17 protein-coding genes are annotated in these 21575 nt (G+C 63.6%); 9 read left to right on the top strand and 8 right to left on the bottom strand.

What is annotated here, in order from left to right:
* Positions 1 to 138 precede the first annotated feature (138 nt).
* Both KIO74_RS14615 and KIO74_RS14620 read right to left on the bottom strand, forming a co-directional pair.
* Positions 139 to 2121 (bottom strand): hypothetical protein, encoded by a 1983-nt coding sequence (locus KIO74_RS14615; protein WP_213332577.1) that lies wholly within the window; start codon positions 2119 to 2121, stop codon positions 139 to 141.
* 445 nt (positions 2122 to 2566) lie between these two features.
* Positions 2567 to 3733 carry a M20 aminoacylase family protein gene (locus KIO74_RS14620; protein WP_213332578.1) on the bottom strand — a complete coding sequence of 389 codons (1167 nt, stop codon included), beginning with the start codon at positions 3731 to 3733 and terminating at the stop codon, positions 2567 to 2569.
* Positions 3734 to 4086: 353 nt separating this feature from the next.
* Here KIO74_RS14620 and KIO74_RS14625 point away from each other — a divergent pair, with 353 nt between their 5' ends.
* From KIO74_RS14625 to KIO74_RS14645, 5 genes are all read left to right on the top strand, one after another.
* Positions 4087 to 4647 carry a F0F1 ATP synthase subunit delta gene (locus KIO74_RS14625; protein ID WP_213332579.1) on the top strand — a complete coding sequence of 187 codons (561 nt, stop codon included), beginning with the start codon at positions 4087 to 4089 and terminating at the stop codon, positions 4645 to 4647.
* Entirely contained in the window at positions 4647 to 6179 is a 1533-nt protein-coding gene (atpA, locus tag KIO74_RS14630; RefSeq protein WP_213332580.1) for a F0F1 ATP synthase subunit alpha, read from the top strand. The genes KIO74_RS14625 and atpA overlap by 1 nt, the downstream gene beginning before the upstream one ends.
* A gap of 170 nt (positions 6180 to 6349) precedes the next feature.
* On the top strand, positions 6350 to 7228 hold the full coding sequence (locus KIO74_RS14635; protein WP_213332581.1) for a F0F1 ATP synthase subunit gamma: 879 nt from the start codon (positions 6350 to 6352) through the stop codon (positions 7226 to 7228).
* 79 nt (positions 7229 to 7307) lie between these two features.
* Positions 7308 to 8759: a F0F1 ATP synthase subunit beta gene (gene atpD, locus KIO74_RS14640; RefSeq protein WP_213332582.1), complete on the top strand. Its 1452-nt coding sequence runs from the start codon at positions 7308 to 7310 to the stop codon at positions 8757 to 8759.
* Positions 8760 to 8900: 141 nt separating this feature from the next.
* On the top strand, positions 8901 to 9302 hold the full coding sequence (locus KIO74_RS14645; protein WP_213332583.1) for a F0F1 ATP synthase subunit epsilon: 402 nt from the start codon (positions 8901 to 8903) through the stop codon (positions 9300 to 9302).
* A 150-nt stretch (positions 9303 to 9452) separates the two neighbouring features.
* Here KIO74_RS14645 and KIO74_RS14650 read toward each other — a convergent pair whose 3' ends face one another.
* From KIO74_RS14650 to KIO74_RS14665, 4 genes are all read right to left on the bottom strand, one after another.
* The gene (locus tag KIO74_RS14650; protein ID WP_213332584.1) at positions 9453 to 10733 is read right to left on the bottom strand and encodes a GNAT family N-acetyltransferase; all 1281 of its coding nucleotides are present in this window, start codon (positions 10731 to 10733) and stop codon (positions 9453 to 9455) included.
* Between the two features lie 536 nt (positions 10734 to 11269).
* Positions 11270 to 12499, bottom strand: coding sequence for a CobW family GTP-binding protein (locus KIO74_RS14655; RefSeq protein WP_213332585.1), 1230 nt, complete (start codon positions 12497 to 12499; stop codon positions 11270 to 11272).
* A 170-nt stretch (positions 12500 to 12669) separates the two neighbouring features.
* Complete coding sequence (locus KIO74_RS14660; protein ID WP_213332586.1) at positions 12670 to 14148, bottom strand: D-alanyl-D-alanine carboxypeptidase family protein; 1479 nt, start codon at positions 14146 to 14148, stop codon at positions 12670 to 12672.
* Positions 14149 to 14429: 281 nt separating this feature from the next.
* Positions 14430 to 14711 (bottom strand): BolA family protein, encoded by a 282-nt coding sequence (locus KIO74_RS14665; RefSeq protein ID WP_213332587.1) that lies wholly within the window; start codon positions 14709 to 14711, stop codon positions 14430 to 14432.
* Positions 14712 to 14945: 234 nt separating this feature from the next.
* Between KIO74_RS14665 and KIO74_RS14670 the strand changes: the two genes are divergently transcribed.
* From KIO74_RS14670 to KIO74_RS14685, 4 genes are all read left to right on the top strand, one after another.
* Positions 14946 to 15569 (top strand): J domain-containing protein, encoded by a 624-nt coding sequence (locus KIO74_RS14670; RefSeq protein ID WP_213335290.1) that lies wholly within the window; start codon positions 14946 to 14948, stop codon positions 15567 to 15569.
* Between the two features lie 297 nt (positions 15570 to 15866).
* Positions 15867 to 16853, top strand: coding sequence for a cobaltochelatase subunit CobS (gene cobS, locus KIO74_RS14675; RefSeq protein WP_213332588.1), 987 nt, complete (start codon positions 15867 to 15869; stop codon positions 16851 to 16853).
* Between the two features lie 50 nt (positions 16854 to 16903).
* Positions 16904 to 18805, top strand: coding sequence for a cobaltochelatase subunit CobT (gene cobT / locus KIO74_RS14680; RefSeq protein WP_213332589.1), 1902 nt, complete (start codon positions 16904 to 16906; stop codon positions 18803 to 18805).
* Between the two features lie 9 nt (positions 18806 to 18814).
* Positions 18815 to 19897: an esterase-like activity of phytase family protein gene (locus KIO74_RS14685; protein ID WP_249730993.1), complete on the top strand. Its 1083-nt coding sequence runs from the start codon at positions 18815 to 18817 to the stop codon at positions 19895 to 19897.
* A 352-nt stretch (positions 19898 to 20249) separates the two neighbouring features.
* Here KIO74_RS14685 and KIO74_RS14690 read toward each other — a convergent pair whose 3' ends face one another.
* Both KIO74_RS14690 and rpmB read right to left on the bottom strand, forming a co-directional pair.
* Entirely contained in the window at positions 20250 to 20873 is a 624-nt protein-coding gene (locus tag KIO74_RS14690) for a queuosine precursor transporter (RefSeq protein WP_213332590.1), read from the bottom strand.
* Positions 20874 to 21015: 142 nt separating this feature from the next.
* The gene (gene rpmB, locus KIO74_RS14695) at positions 21016 to 21312 is read right to left on the bottom strand and encodes a 50S ribosomal protein L28 (RefSeq protein ID WP_213332591.1); all 297 of its coding nucleotides are present in this window, start codon (positions 21310 to 21312) and stop codon (positions 21016 to 21018) included.
* Positions 21313 to 21575 lie beyond the last annotated feature (263 nt).

A 21575-nucleotide genomic window follows, 5' to 3' on the forward strand; every position in this document is an offset into this window, starting at 1 on the left:
TTTCTATATTATGATATACTTGGGTATTTGAATATGACCATTTGCAATTGACGTCGCGGCCAAACGAAACGAGGCGCTCCATCGGGGCGCCTCGCCGTAGACATGCATTTAAACCACAGCTTTAGATGTTTTCACGCATCAAACTGTGATGTCGCCTTGGCTTGATGACAAGTCTAAACCCACGACGGTCGTCGCGAAATCTTTTGCCTCTTTGGTATCACAAAGCGTACGCAGAAATTCCGTGTTACTCAGACGCTGGGATTCCGACGTCCAGAATTTCAAACCTTCTGGATCGGCATCACGACCAAAGATGTTAATAAAAGATTTATTAACATACTCTTCACTTCCGTACGTCACGAAGGGCTCGTCGTCACTCCCAAGCCGCGAAAGCAAATTCTCAAGGACATATACAGGCTTATAACGACCGAGCATCTCAGCTGTATAAAGGACATCCGAGATATCGGCTTTCGCCCCAGCAATGGCCCTCGAAAACTGATATGCCTGGAACAACTCCGGTGTTAGATTTAGAGACGTCATGCCGTCGTCGAACTTCAGTAACTCGACCCCCTTGAGATGAATATCGACAGAGGAACCACCGGCTTTAGGGGACACATGCCAGTCCGGACCGTCCGCCCTGAGCACATAGTCCGACTTCTTGCCTGACAGCACGATCCCATCGTAACCAGCGCCAAGATCAATCGTTCCCGATACGGACGCATCCAGCTTGTAGACGTCGCTCGAACTGGTAAGCGACTGGAACGCGAAGGATTTTTGCTCGGCCGGATCGGGATTCGGAGTGCCCTTCCAGGCCTTTACCGCATCCTGGGCCTCTAGCCGCGCTTGCTCGATCTGTGTGTCGCACTGCTTGCAGTCATCCAACTCCAACTTCCCGATAGCGTCCTTCAGGGGTTGGACCTGCTCCTCGGCCGCTTTCAATACTGCGTCAACCCATGCCGCCGTACCGACCTCCAACTTCGGCGCTTCGGCCAGAGCGGGCGTTTGGATGGTCTGCTTCACGGCCTCGAACATCGGCGAGGCCAGTCTTTCGATAGCCTTGTCATAGGCCTGAGCGAAGACCGCCTTCTCCTCGGACGGCATATCCCAACTTCCCGCGTCACGTGACTTCAGCTGGTACTGCACGTCGTGCAGCTGGATTCCCTCCAGCTCACCGACCTTTTGCGCCACGTCGGAGATCCATGACTGTTGAGTCGCAAGCTTCTGGGTCGCCTCAGCCTCAGCCTGTGCCTTCTGCTCATCCGCGAGCTTCTGCGCCGCTTCGGCTTCTGCCTGCGCCTTCTGCTCGGCCGCAAGCTTCTGCGCCGCTTCGGCTTCAGCCTGCGCCTTCTGCTCATCCGCGAGCTTCTGCGCCGCTTCGGCTTCAGCCTGCGCCTTCTGCTCATCCGCAAGCTTCTGCGCCGCTTCGGCTTCAGCCTGCGCCTTCTGCTCATCCGCGAGCTTCTGCGCCGCTTCGGCTTCTGCCTGCGCCTTCTGCTCATCCGCGAGCTTCTGCGCCGCCTCGGCTTCAGCCTGCGCCTTCTGCTCATCCGCGAGCTTCTGCGCCGCTTCGGCTTCAGCCTGTGCCTTCTGCTCGGCCGCAAACTTCTGCGCCGCCTCGGCTTCAGCCTGTGCCTTCTGCTCGGCCGCAAGCTTCTGCGCCGCCTCGGCTTCAGCCTGCGCCTTCTGCTCATCCGCGAGCTTCTGCGCCGCTTCGGCTTCAGCCCGCGCCTTCTGCTCATCCGCGAGCTTCTGCGCCGCTTCGGCTTCAGCCTGCGCCTTCTGCTCATCCGCGAGCTTCTGCGCCGCCTCGGCTTCAGCCTGTGCCTTCTGCTCATCCGCGAGCTTCTGCGCCGCTTCGGCTTCAGCCTGTGCCTTCTGCTCGGCCGCAAGCTTCTGCGCCGCCTCGGCTTCAGCCTGCGCCTTCTGCTCATCCGCGAGCTTCTGCGCCGCCTCGGCTTCAGCCTGTGCCTTCTGCTCGGCCGCGAGCGCCTCAGCCTTCTGCTTTGCTATTCTCTCTAGCGCTCTCCTTTGAAGGGCTTCGAGCTCCAGTTTGAAGGTCTCATCACCCTCAAGAAGCTCGACGTCTTCGCGCTTAAATCTATTATTATCAAGAATTTGATTCATCACATTCCCTCGCGTGAATTATCACGCGTGGAATATAGACTCATACATAATTTTTTCGGTGATATACTATATTTATATGTCTATATAATAGAAAACATAAACAAATACAAAAGATTCAAAAATTAATACGATCGAATAAGAAACTTGTGGTCGATATGTTGCTTTTTGCGCAATAGACACTTGCAGGGACGGAAGCCTCAGCGCCCCTACCAAATGTCCTGGAAGCACCTGCGAACCTGCCCAAGGCATCGCGATCCGCCCGCAAGCCGCCCGGCCGACGCTCAGGCTTGACGTGCCAGATCACCGGGCCCGCGGCAGCCACGTGGGACGGGGAGGGTCGAGAATGTCCATCAGGCGCTCGAATGAACGCTGCGACAATTGGCTGCCCGGTCGCGGCCAGAGACCGCTCACTCCGGCATCCCAAGCCGACTTGGGCAGCCTTGCTTCAGGCAGCAGCGCCGCAGCGGGCCTCGATGAGGCTCGCCCAATAGCCGATGCCGGCCGTCACGATCTCGTCGTTGAAGTTATAGCGCGGATGATGAAGCCCGGCGCTGTCGCCGTTGCCAATGAAGATGAAAGCGCCGGGCCGCTCCTCGAGCATGTAGGAGAAGTCCTCGGCGCCCATGATCGGCAGGATGCTCCTGTCGACCTCACCGGTGCTCGATATCCCTTGGGCGACATCGGCCGCGAAGCGCGCTGCATCGGGATTGTTCATGGTGACGGGATAGCCGCGCCAGAACTCGACCTCGGCCGTCGCCCCGAGCGCGGCCGGAATGGCACGCGCCAGCGCCGTCAGCCGCTCCTCGCAGAGATCGCGGATCGCGGGATCGAGCGTGCGGACCGTGCCGGTCAGCGTCACACGCTGCGGCAGCACATTGAAGGCATCACCACCATTGATGGTCGTGACCGAAACCACCGCGTTCTTCAACGGGTCGACATTGCGCGCGACGATCGTCTGCAGCGCCAGCACAAGCTGGCTGGCCGCGACGACGCTGTCGATGCCCTCGTGCGGATGCGCGGCGTGGCTGCCCTTGCCCTCGATGACGATGCGGAAACGATCCGCGGCCGCCAGCATCGCGCCGGGCCGGATCGCGAAGCTGCCGGGAACCATGCCCGGCATATTATGCATGCCGTAGACCTCCTGGATGCCGAAGCGATCCAGAAGGCCGTCGTCGAGCATCGCCTTGGCGCCGGCCCCACCTTCCTCCGCCGGCTGGAAGATGACCACCGCCGTGCCAGCAAAGTCGCGTGTCTCGGCGAGATAGCGCGCCGCGCCGAGAAGCATGGCGGTGTGACCGTCATGGCCGCAGGCATGCATCAGGCCCGGCGCCGTCGAGCGATAGGGAAGATTCGTCTCCTCCTCGATGGGGAGCGCGTCCATGTCCGCCCTGAGGCCGATCACCGGCCCGGCGCCCTTCCCGCGAATGATCCCCACGACGCCCGTGCGGCCGATGCCGGTCACAACCTCGTCACAACCGAAGCCGCGCAGCTTGTCGGCGACGACGCCGGCTGTCCGTGTGACCTCATAGAGCAATTCGGGATGCGCATGCAGATCCCGACGCCACGCAATGACGTCGTCCTTCATCCCGGCAATGCGTTCCGCGCGCGGCATCCACCAGCCCTCCTGCCCAAATCACCAAAGGCAAAGACTTAGCACAGTCCGCACCGGGAGGCACTCCAGGGTCGGGACGAGCCGCCGGCGTCGCCTCGCTCGCGCACGCGCATCAGAACGATCTGGCGCGCACACCGCCATTCCCCAAGTTTCGACTCACGCGGGCGCGACTACGCAAAGGCGGCGAAAGTGTGCCGGGTTCGGTTGCACAGCCCGCATCCTTATGCTAGTGCACCCCCGTCTTGGGATTAAGGGTTCAGCTTGTCCCAACCCTATCAGAAGATAGCCAAACAGGGTTAGGCGCCGCCGAGCGATCGGTGACGACGTCGCCCTTGAGACGAAAGAGAGGCCCGGTGGCTAACGGGGGTGCAATGGTGTCGGGTGTCGCGGAGCGCTATGCAAAGGCGTTGCTCGATCTCGCAGAGGAAGCAAAGGCGGTGGATGCCGTCGGTGCCGACCTCGACCGATTCAGTGGTCTGATCGCGGAGAGCCCTGACCTCGCCCGCTTGGTCAAGAGCCCCGTGTTCTCCGCCGAGGAGCAGGAGAAGGCCGTCACGGCCATTCTCGCCAAAGCCGGTATCGGCGGCCTCACAGCGAATTTCATTCGCCTCGTCGCGTCGAAACGCCGGCTGTTCGCCCTTCCGGGCATGATCGAGGCTTACAAGAGCCTCGTCGCCGACAAGAAGGGCATCGTCCGCGCGGAAGTGACGCTCGCGGAACAGCCTTCTCCCAAGATGCTGGCCGACATCGAGGCCGCGCTGAAGGACGTCGCCGGTGGCAGCATCGCGCTCAACGTCAAGGTTAACCCCGCCATCATCGGCGGTCTCATCGTCAAGCTCGGCAGCCGTATGATCGATGCCAGCCTGCGCTCCAAACTGAATTCGATCCGTCTCGCGTTGAAAGAGGTCGGCTGATGGACATCCGCGCCGCGGAAATTTCCGCAATCCTCAAAGAGCAAATCAAGAACTTCGGCCAGGAGGCTGAGGTCACCGAGGTCGGACAGGTCCTCTCGGTTGGTGACGGCATCGCCCGTTGCTATGGCCTCGACAATGTCCAGGCCGGTGAAATGGTGGAGTTCGAATCGGGTGTGCGCGGCATGGCGCTCAACCTCGAGACGGACAACGTCGGCGTTGTGATCTTCGGTTCCGACCGTGAGATCGCCGAAGGCCAGACCGTGAAGCGCACGGGCGCCATCGTGGACGTGCCCGTCGGCAAGGGCCTCCTCGGCCGTGTCGTCGACGCCCTTGGCAACCCGATCGACGGCAAGGGCCCGATCGTGTCCTCCGAGCGTCGCCAGGTCGACGTGAAGGCGCCGGGTATCATTCCGCGCAAGTCCGTGCACGAGCCCATGGCGACCGGCCTCAAGGCGATCGACGCCCTGATCCCGATCGGCCGCGGCCAGCGCGAGCTCATCATCGGCGACCGCCAGACCGGCAAGACCGCCGTCGCGCTCGACACCATCCTCAACCAGAAGTCGCTCAATGTGGCTGGCGCCGACGAGCAGCAGAAGCTCTACTGCGTCTACGTCGCCATCGGCCAGAAGCGCTCCACCGTCGCCCAGTTCGTGAAGGTTCTCGAGGAGCAGGGCGCTCTCGAGTACTCGATCGTCGTGGCGGCCACCGCTTCCGACCCCGCCCCGATGCAGTTCCTGGCGCCGTTCGCTGGCTGCGCCATGGGCGAGTTCTTCCGCGACAACGGCATGCATGCCGTGATCATCTATGACGACCTGTCCAAGCAGGCCGTCGCCTACCGTCAGATGTCGCTTCTGCTGCGCCGCCCGCCGGGCCGCGAGGCTTACCCGGGCGACGTGTTCTACCTGCACTCCCGCCTGTTGGAGCGCGCCGCCAAGATGAGCGATGCGAGCGGCAAGGGATCGCTGACCGCGCTCCCGGTCATCGAGACGCAGGCGAACGACGTGTCGGCCTACATCCCGACCAACGTGATCTCGATCACCGACGGCCAGATCTTCCTTGAGACGGACCTCTTCTACCAGGGTATCCGCCCGGCAGTGAACGTCGGTCTGTCCGTGTCGCGCGTCGGCTCCTCGGCGCAGACGAAGGCGATGAAGAAGGTCGCCGGCAAGATCAAGGGCGAGCTCGCGCAGTATCGCGAAATGGCAGCCTTCGCCCAGTTCGGCTCGGACCTCGACGCGACCACCCAGCGTCTTCTGAACCGCGGCGCGCGCCTCACCGAGCTTCTGAAGCAGGGACAGTTCTCCCCGCTCACCATGGAAGAGCAGGTCGTGGTGATCTACGCCGGCGTGAACGGCTATCTCGATCCGCTGCCGGTCAACCGTGTGCGCGGTTTCGAGGAAGCGCTGCTCGGCGCGGTCCGCACCAAGCATCCGGAGATTCTCGAGGCGATCCGCACCTCTAGGGATCTCTCCGACGACACCGCTGGCAAGCTCAAGGCTGCGGTCGAGGATGTTGCCAAGACGTTCGCGTAATGGCGACGTTTGCGTAACAGCCTGTCCGTGTTGACGCTGGGCGCATTCGCGAGAAGCCTGTCTCCTCTTGCAGGGGCGGGCGGGGAGAGAAAGGCAGCTGCTGATCTCTCCCGCGTTTGCGCTTCATCCCCTCTCCAGCTCTCCCCCGCATGGGGAGAGGGTAGGTCCTGATGCCGAGCTTAAAAGACCTTCGCAATCGCATCGCCTCCGTCAAAGCGACGCAGAAGATCACCAAGGCCATGCAGATGGTGGCCGCGGCGAAGCTCCGTCGTGCCCAGATGGCCGCTGAGGCCGCTCGCCCCTATGGGCAGCGCATGTCGCATGTCCTGGCCAATCTGGCGAACGCGATGCCCTCCCGCGAGGGCGCGCCCCGCCTCTTGGTCGGCACGGGTCAGAACGAGACGCATCTCCTCATCGTCTGCACGGGCGAACGTGGCCTGTGCGGCGCTTTCAACTCGGCGATCGTCCGCCTCGCCCGCGAGCGCGCCAACGCGCTGATAGCCGAAGGCAAGCGCGTCAAGTTCTTCTGCGTCGGCAAGAAGGGCTATGATCAGCTGCGTCGTAATTTCGCCAAAGATATCATCGAGCTCGTCGAGCTACGCTCGGTCAGGGTGCTTGGCTTCGAACACGCCGATGAAATTGCGCAGAAGATCATCAGCCTGTTCCACGAAGGCAAGTTCGACGTGGCGACGCTGTTCTTCTCGCGTTTCCGCTCGGTCATTGCCCAGGTCCCGACGGCCCAGCAGATCATTCCGGCCAATGTCGAGGCCGCCGATGACGGTGAAGTCGCCGGTCTCGTCTATGACTACGAGCCGGATGAGGAAGAGATCCTCGCCACGCTGCTGCCCCGCAATCTGGCCGTCCAGATTTTCGGCGCCCTGCTCGAGAACAACGCTTCGTTCTACGGTGCGCAGATGTCCGCCATGGATAACGCCACGCGCAACGCCGGCGAGATGATCAAGAAGCAGACGCAGCTCTACAACCGCTCGCGTCAGGCGATGATCACGAAGGAACTGATCGAGATCATCTCGGGCGCCGAGGCGGTCTGACGCATTGTGACGAAGGTCGCCCAGGCGGCATTTATTATAGTTTGATGAGGCCCGGACGGGCTCGGACGGGAGTTTCCCCATGGTAACGAAGCAAGAGCCGGTAACGAGTGGGCGCGTCGCTCAGGTCATCGGTGCCGTCGTCGACGTTCAGTTCGACGGGCACCTGCCGGAAATCCTGAACGCGCTGGAAACGACGAACCACGGCAATCGCCTTGTTCTCGAAGTCGCCCAGCAGCTCGGTGAATCGACGGTGCGCTGCATCGCCATGGACACGACCGAAGGTCTTGTTCGCGGCCAGCCGGTCACGGACACGGGTTCTCCGATCATGGTGCCGGTTGGCGCCGGTACGCTCGGCCGCATCATGAACGTCATCGGCGAGCCGGTCGACGAAGCTGGCCCGGTGCCCGCCGAGGCGCTCCGCCCGATCCATGCCGAGGCGCCCAGCTATTCCGAGCAGTCGACGGACGCGCAGATCCTCGTCACCGGCATCAAGGTCGTTGACCTGCTTGCTCCTTATGCCCGCGGCGGCAAGATCGGCCTGTTCGGCGGCGCCGGCGTCGGCAAGACCGTGCTGATCCAGGAACTGATCAACAACATCGCCAAGGCCCACGGCGGCTACTCGGTGTTCGCCGGCGTCGGCGAGCGCACCCGCGAAGGCAACGACCTCTATCACGAAATGATCGAGTCGGGCGTGAACAAGGACCCGCATGAGAACAACGGCTCGACCGCCGGTTCCAAATGCGCCCTGGTGTTCGGCCAGATGAACGAGCCTCCGGGCGCCCGCGCCCGCGTCGCGCTGACCGGCCTCACGGTCGCCGAGCAGTTCCGCGATCAGGGCCAGGACGTGTTGTTCTTCATCGACAACATCTTCCGCTTCACCCAGGCGGGTTCGGAAATGTCGGCGCTTCTCGGCCGCATCCCCTCGGCCGTGGGTTATCAGCCGACGCTGGCCACCGACATGGGCCAGCTGCAGGAGCGCATCACCACCACCACCAAGGGTTCGATCACCTCGGTGCAGGCCATCTACGTGCCCGCCGACGACTTGACCGACCCGGCGCCTGCCGCCTCCTTCGCCCACTTGGACGCCACGACCGTGTTGTCGCGCGCGATCTCGGAAAAGGGCATCTATCCGGCCGTGGACCCGCTCGACTCCACCTCGCGCATGCTGTCGCCGCAGATCGTCGGTGAGGAGCACTACGACGTGGCCCGCCGCGTGCAGCAGCTCCTGCAGCGCTATAAGTCCCTCCAGGACATCATCGCGATCCTGGGCATGGATGAGCTCTCGGAAGAGGACAAGACCACGGTGGCCCGCGCCCGCAAGATCGAGCGCTTCCTCAGCCAGCCGTTCTTCGTCGCCGAAGTGTTCACCGGCGCGCCCGGCCAGCTCGTTGCCCTCGAAGACACCATCAAGGGCTTCAAGGGTCTCGTCGAAGGCCAGTATGACCATCTGCCGGAAGCTGCCTTCTACATGGTCGGCACCATCGAGCAGGCAGTCGAGAAGGCCCAGCGCCTCGCCGCCGAGGCCGCGTAAGCAGCGGGCACGACACGAGGATGCGCGCTGGACGCGCATCCGAGGCGGAGAAACCAGGCGCCTGGCCACAAGCCGGCCAGGTCTGCCAGGGATTGAATTTACTGCGCTCCAGACGCGCGCGAGATCGAAAGAGATTGAGCCATGGCCACCGTTCCGCTTGAGCTGGTCGCGCCCGAAAGACTTCTCTTCTCGGGCGACGTCGCCAGCGTCATCGTCCCCTCGGTCGAAGGCGAAATGCAGGTGATGCCGGGCCATGCGCCTGTCATCGCCGTCCTGCAGCCGGGAATCATCACCATCGACTCCGGCGCGGGTGCCTCACAACGCCTGTTCGTGCGCGGCGGCATCGCCGAAATCCGCCCAGACAACATTTCGATCCTGGCGGATTATGCGGTTCCGGTCGCGGAACTGACCGCCGAGACGCTGCAGATCGAGATCACGACCGTCGAGACGTTGGTGGCTTCGGCCACAAATGACGCGGGCCGGCTGGCAGCCTCGACGCGGCTGATGCGCCTGACAGAGCTGCGCATGCAGGTTCTGCGCTGAGCATCGCGCTCCGCATATAGCGAGATTTGACACGGCCGCCCTTTTTGGGCGGCCGTTACTTTTTTAAGATACAGCAACACCAACACGCCGACGCGCGGGCTGCCGGGGACCAACACCGGATCTCAGCGATCCACTGAGATCGGTCCGTCTCTAGCCGCGGCGAGCCAGCCAGCCGGCAACGCGCTGGCGCGCGACCTTGGCCGTCACCCGCAGCTTGCGGCGTCCCTCCTCATGCATCGCGAGAAAACGCACGGCGAGTGAGGAGCCAGGACGGGCTCCCACAAGGACATCGGAGATGGTCAGGCGTCCGTGCCAGAGATGATCGATCATCGGATGGTTGGCGATCGCGCAGGAATCGGTGTAGGCGATCGTCCGATCGTCCAGCTGCGCGTGGCTGAGCGCGAGCGTCAGCTGCACCCCGGGCGAGAAGCGAGCAAAGGCCTCGTCATAGGCAATCTTCCAGAAAAAGGCCTCGTCCCCGCTTCTCAGGACGATGCCGGCAGCGATAGCGCGCTGACCGACGTTCAGGACATGCACCTCGCAGCGTCCCTCATGCGCCATCCGGCGGGTCATGGTGCGCAGGAATGCAACGTCCCCGGTTTGCTGGAGGATGGCCGTGCCGGCCCTCGCCTTCCAGCCGGACGCCTCGATCGCGAGGAAACGCTCGACCGCGTCTCGCACCTCGAGCGGCGTGCAGGCGCGGGTGAAACTGACCGTGCCGAGATCCTCGAGCCGGCGCAGCTGGCGACGCAGTTCCTTGCGCTTACGGGCAGACTGGAGCGTCACGAAACTGCCCGGGCTGCTGGATGCCGGCAGGATGGCACGGCGATGGCGGGCGAAAACCCGCATCTGACGATCCGTCTCGCCGATCACCGCACGTAGCGCGACCGCGAAGGGCCCCTCCTCCGCCAGGAGCTGGAACAGCACGCCGGTCCCGCGCATGCCGCGGCGGCCCAGATGATCAAGGAAGGACGCGATGACACCCTGCGCATGATCACGATCGACCAGCGGCACGCCAAAGGCCATCAACGGCGGCTGCCAAAGGCGCGCCGCCGCGGGCAGCACACCTGAACGAGGCAGGATCACGGGAAAGAAGCCGACGAGCACGCGCTGTTCCGCCGGCCCGCCCCATACAAGGATCGCTGTCACATGGCGACCGTCCGGCAGATGTTGCACGGCCGGACCGGCGAACGCCGGCGTATAGAATGGGTTTTCTTCGAGCGTCCGGCTTGCGAGATCGGCCCAGGCTTCCTCGTATTCCCCCATGTTGCGAAGCAGGCGCTGCTCGACCGTGAGCGGCGCGTCGACGGCGATCGGGACAGGATGCGGCCCGGGCATCGGGACGAGCCGGATGCGCTCTGCGGTGGAGGTCCGCAAAACGGGTCCAGTTGTTGCGTGTTCGGCAACTACGGACGGAAAGACGTCGGACATTCCGAATCCCACCCTGCTCGACCTGCCTTGTCCCGGAAGAGGACAACTCCCCGACGGATCGGGGTTTTGTGGTCAGGCAGCACAAGTCTTGTGCCATAGGATAGACCGGAGTGGATGACAATAAAGCCCTACCGATGCCAACCCGGCATCTTCATCGCACGGCGCGGTTACTGAAACAGGAAGTCGCGGGTTACAGTTTGTGGCACGGTCGACGGCGCACCTAAAGAAGCATTTGTATTTATTACTGTTTCCAAATCGGGATGCGGCGCGGAGCGAGCGTCAGGCCGGCGATCCCGGTGCGGCCCATTCCGCTCCATGCCGCGACGCGATGGATCGAGGTTCATCATCGGCCCGCTTTGGGGGCCGACCGATGGGCCGTTGGGACATTCGGGCGCTGTGCCGAAATCATACGCCCCAGGCGATCGCAAGGCGATGAGAGATGTCGCCTGACAAATTCTGGGCTCGTCGGCATCATGGCCGGAGCGAGCCCGGCCATGATGGGGGAGTTTCAGCGATTCAACGCGTTCGGCCTTCGCCTACCGCCCACCGCCGAGTGCCAGGGGATTGGCCGTCAGGGCCGCGGCGTCGGGAGCGTCGATCGAGGGTTCGCCGAGGAAGGCGTTCCACAAACGCGACACGAAGCTCTCATCGAGATCGCGCAGGATGAAGACCAGACGGCTGCGGTGGTCGCCATCCGGCCATCTCTCCAGCCGAATGGGCTGGTGGAAGACGTGCTGCACGCCATGGATGACCATCGGGTGGTCGGGATCATCGGCAAGCGCGACGAGGCCCTTGACCCGCAGCAGATTGGGGCCGTGGGAGGCGCGCAGGAGATCAAGGAACAGATCGAGATTATGGGCGGTGATCGGCCGCGCGCTGGTCAGGCAGAACGCGCGGATGCGCGCGTCATGACGATTCACGTCGTGATGATGGTCCCTGTGGCCGTGACCGTGGTGGCTGTGCGCGTGCTCATGGCCATGTTCATGATCATGGGCGTGGTGATCATGGGCGTGGTGATCGCCATGCTGAGCACCATTCTCGCCATCGAACGCCTCGGCCTGCAGCCAGGCGCGCACATCGGCGATCTTGCCATCGATGTCGTAGAGCCCGATCCCGAGCAGGGCGGCAGGCGTGGCCTCGCCACGGGCGATGTCGAGGATGGGCGCGGCCGGGTTGAGTGCCTGAAGGCGATGCTTCAGCACCGAGAGGCCTTCCCGGCTCGCTTCCGGCAGATCCGCCTTGCTGATGACAAGGCGGTCGGCGACAGCCGCCTGCTTCAGCGCCTCGATATGGGCATCGAGCGTCGCCGCGCCGTTCACCGCATCGACGACGGTGATCACGCCGTCGATCGCAAACCTCTTGGCGAGATAGGGGTGATAGAGAACCGTGTGCAGCACGGGGGCCGGGTCTGCCAGACCCGTGGTCTCGATGACCACGCGACGGAAGGTCATGATGCGGCCGTTGTCGCGGCGGCGCAGCAGATCCTCCAGGGTGGAAATGAGATCGCCGCGGATCGTGCAGCACAGGCATCCCGAGGCCAGGGTCACCATGCCCTCGTCGGCCTTCTCGACGAGAAGATGATCGAGGCCGATCTCACCGAATTCATTGATGATGACGACGGTGTCTGCCAGATCCGGCTCTCGCAGCAGAGCGTTGAGAAGGCTCGTCTTCCCCGCTCCGAGGAAGCCGGTGAGGATCGTCAGCGGTATCGCGGGTATCGGCCCCTTCGGGCGCGGCGCCCGGCGCGGTTCCTCTGGCAAGGTCATCTGTCACTTTCCTCAGCGGATCTTACAGCGCAGCGCACGATGGACATGGGGGGCCATCAGGCAAACACAACAAAAAAAGGGCGAGACATCAGCGCCCCGCCCTTTATGTAACATTATATCACTTCCAGCAGAACATGCGCTTTGCGCATGCCCGATATCCGCTGTCGCGCTTAATCCTTGCCCGAATTCAGGCTCAACGGCTTGTTCTTTGCCGTGCCTTTCGCGGTGGGCTCAGCCTTGGCAGCCGGGCGAGGCGTTGGCGCTGCGGCTTTGGCCGATGTCGTCTTGGTGGTGGCCTTGGTCGTGGCAGCCTTGTCAGCCGGCGCGGTCTTCTTGGCGGGCTTGATGGCTTTCTGGAGGGCGCCCGAAGCGCTGCCACCCGGCTGCTCGACCGGCGCAAAGGCGGTGGCGCTTGCGGCGGGCACACCCTTGCCGGAACGGCTGATCTCGATCTGCTTGCGCCCCGTGGCGTTGGTTTTCGCCGCCTGCTTGGTGGTTTTGGCCGACTTCGCCTTCGCCGCTTCCGCCACGGCGGCGGCCGGGTCCGGCTCCGCACCCGGCGTGCGGCCAACGAAAACCGCGAGCGGGACGAATTTCTCACGCGGAGCCAAACGGTTCGGCGAGGATCCGCGCACGGCGGCGGCACCATTCACACGCTGCCCGCTGGAGAAGAAGCTCGCGAGACTACCGCCATCGCTGGCGGAGGCACTGACGGGCGCCGCATTATCATCGTCAACGAGATAGGGCGCGCGATTCTTGCCGCAGATCTCGTTGTAGAGATTGACAGGCGCCGTTTGCGCCGCGCGCGGCAAGCTGTCGACGGATTGCCCGCTCCCGCTCCATTGCGAAAAGCCGGCATCAAACAATTCGGCGGCCTGAATCGTGCGCTGCACGGCAGAGGGCGCTCCAAGCACCACGGTGAGAAGCTCACGATTGCCCTGCTGGGCTGTGGCCACCACATTGAACCCGGACGCGCAGACAAAGCCGGTCTTCATGCCGGTGGACCCGGGATAGCGTCCGACGAGGCCGTTGGTGTTCTGGAACGTCCGCTTGCCGAGCTGGATGGAGCCGATTTCGAAATAGCCGCGATAGGGGGCGAAATCGACAATCAACGAGCGGGCGAGCACCGCAAGGTCGCGCGCGCTCGTGCGGGCGCGGTCGTCCGGCATGCCATTGGGGTTCGCGAAATAGCTGTCGTACATCCCGATCGACTGGGCGGTCTGGTTCATGCGGGCAACGAACGCCTCGACGGAACCGCTGACGCCTTCGGCCAGAACCACGGCAATGTCGTTCGCCGACTTCACGAGCATCATCTTGAGCGCGTTGTCGACGGTGATCTCGGATCCCGGCCGGACGCCGATCTTCGACGGCTTTTCCGCGGCCGCGCGTGCGGACACCTTGAGCGGCGTCTCGAGGCCGAGCCGGCCTGCCTTGATCTCCTGGAAAACGAGATAGGTCGTCATCAGCTTCGTGAGCGAAGCCGGATACCAGAGATCGGAGGCTTGCGAGGACTGAAGCACACGCCCGCTGGCGACATCAACGACCAAGGTCGGATTGGCGCTCGCCGGCGCGATGGATGCTATCGAAATGCCGGTGCCCCCCACGGCGACGAGAGAGGCAACCGCCCAACGAGAGATCACATTCGTCATTATCCAACCTTAATCAAGGGGCACAGGATGCCACCCTCCCCGGGAGGCCGGCAATGTCCCGCACGCACTCACACGATCCTGCAGTCACACGCAGCGGATAACGGTCAACGTTTCTCGACGCTTAACATCGAGGCCAGCCGCCCGAACGGGGCGACTGCTAGCCGTATAATACGGCAGGTTCCGGGCAAGGCCCATAGTTTCCCACGAGAAAAGTTACCAGATCGCCAAGAACGCCACCATATTAGCTGCTCATGCCTCATCATCGGGGCAGAATATGACAGTCAAATGCCACGCACAGCCTCGCCAGGCGCTGCCGCTTCTATCGCGAGAGCGTGCAGGCCATCGTCGAACTCATCCTTGAGAAGCGCGTTGACGAGTCTGTGCCTGTCCAGGCGTGACTTGCCTGTAAAAGCATCCGCGACGATAGTGATGCGGTAATGTGTTTCTCCGCCTTCACGCCAGCCGCCATGTCCGGCATGCTGGTGCGACTCGTCGATGACGCTCAGTGCGAGCGGCTTGAGACCGGCGGTTAGCTTGGCACTGATCCTGTCGGCGCGGACCATGGGGGCTCCTTCTCGCGAAGTGGGTCACACGTTCGTAGTCCGAGGATAGCCCGAGGGGAAGCTGCAAGGGACGCGGCTCCGTGCGGGTCGTCGCCATCGGGTGCGAATGCCTCAGTCCGCGGATCAAACCCCGCGGTTGAGGCTCCAGCCAAGGCCAGGGTCGAGTTTATGGCGGGGCTGCCGTGTCTTTAAACCACTTGTCCATGCTGTTCGCGCAAACATAATCTGATGGTCATGAATCTGAATTCGCGCCTCTTCGATCGCATCCGGGTGAAGTCGACGGCCAGCAAGCCGACGGCAGCGGCAACCCATACGTGCGAGCATCCCGGTTGCGACAAGCCGGGCGACCATCGCGCGCCAAAGGGACGCGGACACGAGAACGAATACTGGCGCTTCTGCCTGGAGCACGTGCGCGCCTACAATCAGTCCTACAATTATTTCAACGGCATGAGCGATGATGCCGTGGCCGCTTTCCAGAAAGACGCCGTCCTCGGCCACCGCCCTACCTGGACGATGGGCATGAACGCGGCAGCGCGCGGCGCCACGCGTTCGGCCGGTGAGAACGGCAAGGCGGCCGGAGCCAATGTGGAGGATCCGTTTGGCGTCTTCGGCGCGCGGGCGTTCAACCAGGCGGCGCGCCAGGAAGAAGCCAAGCCGAAGCTCTCCAAGCCCGCGCTGCAGGCGCTCGACACGCTTGGCCTCGACGAAGGGGTGGACGCGGTCACGATCAAGGCTCGCTACAAGTTGCTGGTGAAGCGTTTTCACCCTGACGCGAATGGCGGGGACCGCGCCTTCGAGGAGCGGCTGCAAGCCATTATCCGCGCCTACAACACTTTGAAGGCGCTTGGATTGTGCTGAACAGGGCTTTTCCGGGAATGACGATGCGTCTGCGGCCCCTGGCGGGCGCTTCTGCCGCGGCTTATTTTCGCCATGCGACGCGCTCCCCCATTTGCCTGTTTGCACGCGGCCCTGTATCTCGTTTTGAGGGTCGCTGTACGCCCACCCCTCCCATGGCCCCCGGCTGTGGAGAGGTGCTGGCAGAGACCTGACGGCAATCCATGGTTATCGTGGCGCGATATCGCATCAGCGGCGTGAGAACTTATGTGAATCGCCCCACGAGCGGCATGAGCTTGCCGCGACGGAGTGAGAGGACCTATGCAAGCGACGAGTGAGAACAAGTCAGGCATCCCGGACATGAAGCTGTCCGTGCAAAAGGTGTTCGGCATCGATACCGATCTCGAAGTGCCCGCCTATTCCGAGCCTGACGAGCATGTACCCGACCTCGACCCGGACTATCTGTTCGATCGGGACACCACCCTCGCTATCCTCGCCGGATTTGCCCGCAACCGACGCGTGATGATCACGGGCTATCACGGCACGGGCAAGTCGACCCATATCGAACAGGTCGCCGCGCGCCTCAACTGGCCGTGCGTGCGCGTCAACCTCGACAGCCACGTCAGCCGCGTCGATCTCGTCGGCAAGGACGCGATCGTGGTGAAGGACGGCATGCAGGTCACCGAGTTCCGTGATGGCATGCTGCCCTGGGCGTTGCAGAACAATATCGCGCTCGTGTTCGACGAATATGACGCCGGCCGCCCGGACGTGATGTTCGTGATCCAGCGCGTGCTTGAGGTCTCGGGCCGCCTGACGCTGCTCGACCAGAACCGCGTCATCCGCCCGCATCCGGCCTTCCGGCTGTTCGCCACCGCCAACACGGTGGGCCTTGGCGACACCTCCGGCCTCTACCACGGCACGCAGCAGATCAACCAGGGCCAGATGGACCGCTGGTCGATCGTGGCGACGCTGAACTATCTGCCGCATGACCGCGAGGTCGACATCGTGGTGGCCAAGTCGCCGCACTATCGCGACGCGGCCGGCCGCGACACCGTGAGCAAGATGGTGCGCGTGGCGGATATGACCCGCAACGCCTTCATCAACGGCGACCTGTCGACGGTGATGTCGCCGCGCACGGTGATCACCTGGGCGGAAAATGCGGATATCTTCAATGACATCGCTTTCGCCTTCCGGCTGACCTTCCTCAACAAGTGCGATGAACTCGAACGCTCGCTGGTGGCCGAGTTCTACCAGCGCTGCTTTGGCAAGGAGCTGCCGGAATCGACTGTGAACGTCGCCCTGAGCTGATGATGGAGCCGTCGCGGCCGATCCCCTGATCGGCCGGTGGCAGGAGACCCATGTCCATTTCCAATCGCAAGCCGTCCTCGCCCAAGGAGGCGCCGACCGAGCCGCTGAAGCAAGCGGTGGCGACGACATTGCGCGCCATCGCGCGGCAGCCGGAGCTTGAGGTCGCCTTCTCGGCGGACAAGCCGGCCCTGACGCCCGGCCGGGCGCGCCTGAGCGAGCCGCCCAGGCGGATGTCGCCCCACGACGTTGCCCTGCTGCGGGGCCAGGCCGATGCCATGGCGCTGCGGCTCGCCTGCCACAACGATGTGACGCATCGCAAGCTGGCGCCGCAGGGCGCGGCCGCGCGCGCCGTCTTCGATGCGGTGGAGCAGGCGCGTGTGGAGGCGATCGGCGCGCGCCGGATGACGGGGGTCGGTGACAACCTGACCGCCGTGCTGGAGGAGCGCTTCCAGCGCGCGAACCTCCAAGGCATCACCGATCGTGACGATGCGCCCATCGAGGATGCAATCGCCCTGCTGGTGCGCGAGCGCCTGACCGGCCGCGCGCCCCCGGCCGCGGCCCAGGGGATCGTCGATCTCTGGCGGGACGTCATCGAGGCGAAGGCCGGCAAGGATCTCGACAGCCTGCTCGGCGCCATCGAGAATCAGCGGAGCTTTGCACGCGGGATCCGTGACCTCCTGACGCATCTCGACATGGCCGACGACGCCGAGAGCGAGGGCGAACAGGACGAATCCGACGACAGCCAGGAAGAAGGCGACAAACAGGAGCAAGGCGAGGGCGAATCCCAGGAGGATGCCAGCGCCGAGCAGGGCGACATCGAGCTCACGGACGAAGCCAGCGACGAGATGGAGGACGGCACCAGCGAGACGGCGGAAGCGCCGCAGGGCGAGGTGCCTGACGACAGCGACGCCTTCGACGAAGACGACGCCGACGAGGCCTGGCGCCCGCCGCCACCCCGTCACAATGAGCCGCGTGGCCCGGATTATCGCGTTTACACGAACCAGTTCGATGAGGTGATCGCGGCCGAGGACCTGTGTGATCCGGAAGAATTGGCGCGGTTGCGCTCCTATCTCGACAAGCAGCTGGACAACCTCCAGGGCGTGGTCGCCCGTTTGGCGAACCGCCTCCAGCGGCGCCTGCTCGCGCAGCAGAGCCGCTCATGGGAGTTCGATCTGGAAGAGGGCATGCTCGATCCCGCCCGCTTGTCGCGGGTGGTGACTGACCCCTTCCAGCCGCTGTCGTTCAAGCGCGAGAAGGACACCGACTTCAAGGACACGGTCGTCTCACTGCTGATCGATAATTCCGGCTCCATGCGCGGGCGGCCGATCACGGTTGCCGCCACCTGCGCGGACGTGCTGGCGCGCACTTTGGAGCGCTGCGGCGTCAAGGTCGAGATCCTCGGCTTCACGACGCGCGCCTGGAAGGGCGGACAGTCGCGCGAATCCTGGCTGCAGAACGGCAAGCCCGTCAATCCGGGACGCCTGAACGACCTGCGCCACATCATCTACAAGTCGGCCGACGCGCCATGGCGGCGGGTCCGGCGCAATCTTGGCCTGATGATGCGCGAGGGTCTGCTCAAAGAGAATATCGACGGCGAAGCGCTGGATTGGGCGCACAAGCGCCTTCTCGGCCGCCCGGAGCAGCGGCGCATCCTGATGGTGATCTCGGATGGCGCCCCGGTTGACGACTCCACGCTGTCCGTCAACCCCGGCAACTATCTGGAGCGGCATCTCCGGCACGTCATCGCCGAGATCGAGGAGCGCTCGCCCGTGGAGCTCATCGCCATCGGCATCGGCCACGACGTCACGCGTTATTATCGGCGCGCCGTCACGCTTGTCGACGCCGAGGAACTCGGTGGCGTCATGACGGAAAAGCTGGCCGAGCTCTTCGAGGAGAAGCCCGCTCCGAAGCGCGGAGCCGGTGTGCGTCCACGCCGCTCGGCCTACGCCTGATCGCAAGCCATGCAACTACGATTGCCCGCATGGCTGGCGACGAACCGCTCCCTGCGGATCGGTCTCGCCATGTTGGCAGTCGCGGTCGCCGTGCCGCAGGGCGCGGCGCTGTCCGAGGTGCTCGCGAAGGGGCCTGAGCCGATCGCGATCAGCGCGACGGCAATCCCGGCCTTCACCGTCAGCGGTCCGGATCGCAAACGCTTCGGCCGCCTGGAATTCCGTGGCGGCTTGCAGTTGCGATCCCCTCACCCGGCCTTCGGTGGCTTTTCCGGCCTGGCGCGATCGCCCGACGGACGGCGTCTCACAGCGATTTCCGACAAGGGCTATTGGCTGAGTGCCGATGTCGCGGAGGCCGGTGGGCGGATGGTCGGCCTCGACCGCGCGGTCATGGGCCCGCTCCCCTCGCCAACCGGCCGGCCACTCGCTTCCACGCGCTCCTACGATACCGAAGGCCTCGCGATGGCAGGCCCTGTGGCCTATGTCTCCATCGAACGCACGCATGAGGTGCTTCGCTTCGATTGGGGGCCGGAGGGACCGCGCGGCCCGGCCAAAGTCGTGCCCGTTCCACGCGAGGTGAAGGCGCTCGGCAGGAACCGAGGCCTTGAATCGATTGGTGTCGCGCCCCCCGGAAGCCCCGTCGCGGGTGCCGTGGTGACCATCGCGGAGGAGCCACCGCGCGCCGGAGGTCCGGACGGATTCATCCTCACCGGCGCACGGAAGGGCAGCTTCAGCGTCGCCCGTCACGATGGTTTTGCGATCACCGACATGGCATTTCTGCCGGGCGGCGACCTTGTGCTGCTGGAGCGCCGCTACGTGCCGCCCTTCAGCCTCGCCATGCGCCTGCGCCTCATCGATCGCACCGCGCTGCATCCCGGTGCCCTGGTCGATGGCGAAATTCTCTTGACCGCGGATCTCGCCGCCAAGATCGACAACATGGAAGGGCTGGCCGCGCACCGGAACGCCGCCGGCGAAACCATCCTAACGCTGATCTCCGACGACAATTTCTCGATGTTCCAGCGCACCCTGCTGCTGGAATTCGCCCTGCTTCCGCCGGAGACCGCATCGATCGCGCCGCCAGTGAAGGCGCAATAGGCGGACAGCGCCGCTGGGGGATTGCCGGGTTTTTACCAGACGGGCGGAAGAGCTTGGCAGGCTCGCCGAGACGATGGGCTTGAGCATCTCGTTTTGGATGGAGAGGCGCCGTCATTCCGGGCCTCGCATCAGCGAGGAGCCCGGAATCCATGAACACGGTGTCTGACAAGAAGACGCGTCCGACTGTGTCCTCTCCCGATTGATCGTCGTGTTCATGGGTTCCGGGCTCGGGCCATTCGGCCCGCCCCGGAATGACACGGCGGTTCCGTATTCATCAGAAGCTCTAACGCAGAGCGGCGCCTCATAAAAAGGCAGCCGGTCAGACACCGTGCCGCATCAACCCAAGAATGTATCAGCTCGCGCTGCGCTGGAACCGTTCGGCCGGCAGCACGACGTTGAGCAGCGCGCCGTAAGGCAGCAGCATCAGCAGCGCCATCGCCACCTTGACGACGAAATCGCTGACCGCCCAGGCCACCCAGACAGGCGCGGTCACCGCAAAGCCGGCAAAGCCGTAGGTCGCCACATCCGTGATGTCACCGGCGAAGGCGAGCGTGAAGAAGAGCGCCGTATCGATCGCGGAGCCCACGAGGCTGCCGATCAGGGGGGCGCGCCACCAGGCCAGGCGCCGCAAATTGTTGAACACCGAGATGTCGAGAAGCTGGCCGACCAGGAAGGCCGTGCCCGAGGCGATCGCGATGCGCGGGCTGGCCGCAGCGATGGACGCGATGACTGCGATGATGAAGCCCACGATCACCAGCCGGCGCGCGAGCTTCGGCCCGTAGCGCCGATTGGTGAGATCGGTGATCAGGAAAGACACGGGATAGGTGAAGGCGCCCCAAGTGAGATAGTCGGCGAGGCCGAAGGGGGTGAACGGATATTGCACCGCGACGTTGGACAGAACGACGACAGCTGCCATCGCGGCAACCGGCAGCCACAGCTGCGATACAAGACCTGCGACTGTGCGCGAAGTGTTCATCGGCGTATTCATCGGCCCGAACCACCCTTTCGACATCAAGACCCGTCACAGCCGGATCCCGACGCAAATAGCAAAAATCGCGCCGACGACGTCAGCGCGATCATCTTGCAGCAAAGCCTAGAGGCTAAGAAGCTTTCCAGCCTTAGCTGGCAACCGCTTCCGTCTGCTTCTTGGCGATTTCGCGCTTCAGGACGCGCAGGTTCTGCGCCAGGTCCGTCTCCGGCGCCTTCGCGAGGAAGGCATCGAGCCCACCGCGATGCTCAACCGAGCGCAAGGCCGCAGCCGAGATGCGCAGCTTGACGCCACGGCTCAGCGCTTCCGACTGAAGGGTCACATTGACCAGATTCGGAAGAAACTTCCGCTTGGTCTTGCGATTGGAGTGGCTCACGAGATGACCGGACAGAACGGCCTTACCCGTGAGTTCGCAGCGGCGCGCCATGACGCTTAGTCCTTAACTTTGTTGGTGCACTCTGGCAGAGCTAACAGCAGCTTGTTCCGACCTCAGTCGGGCCAAGAGGCGCCGATGTCTGAATGAAAGTTGCGCGTGTATAGTAGATGTGATCGGGCACCGTCAAGGATCCTGCGCGATTTCGTTGCGATCGGACGCAAGATGCGTCACGATTCAAACGGATTTTCATCCGATAAAAGTGAGCGATTCGGCTCGTGGTCCGTGCCGACTTGTGAGATCGCGGGATCCCGGGC

This window comes from Chelatococcus sp. HY11 (assembly GCF_018398335.1).
Lineage (GTDB): Bacteria > Pseudomonadota > Alphaproteobacteria > Rhizobiales > Beijerinckiaceae > Chelatococcus.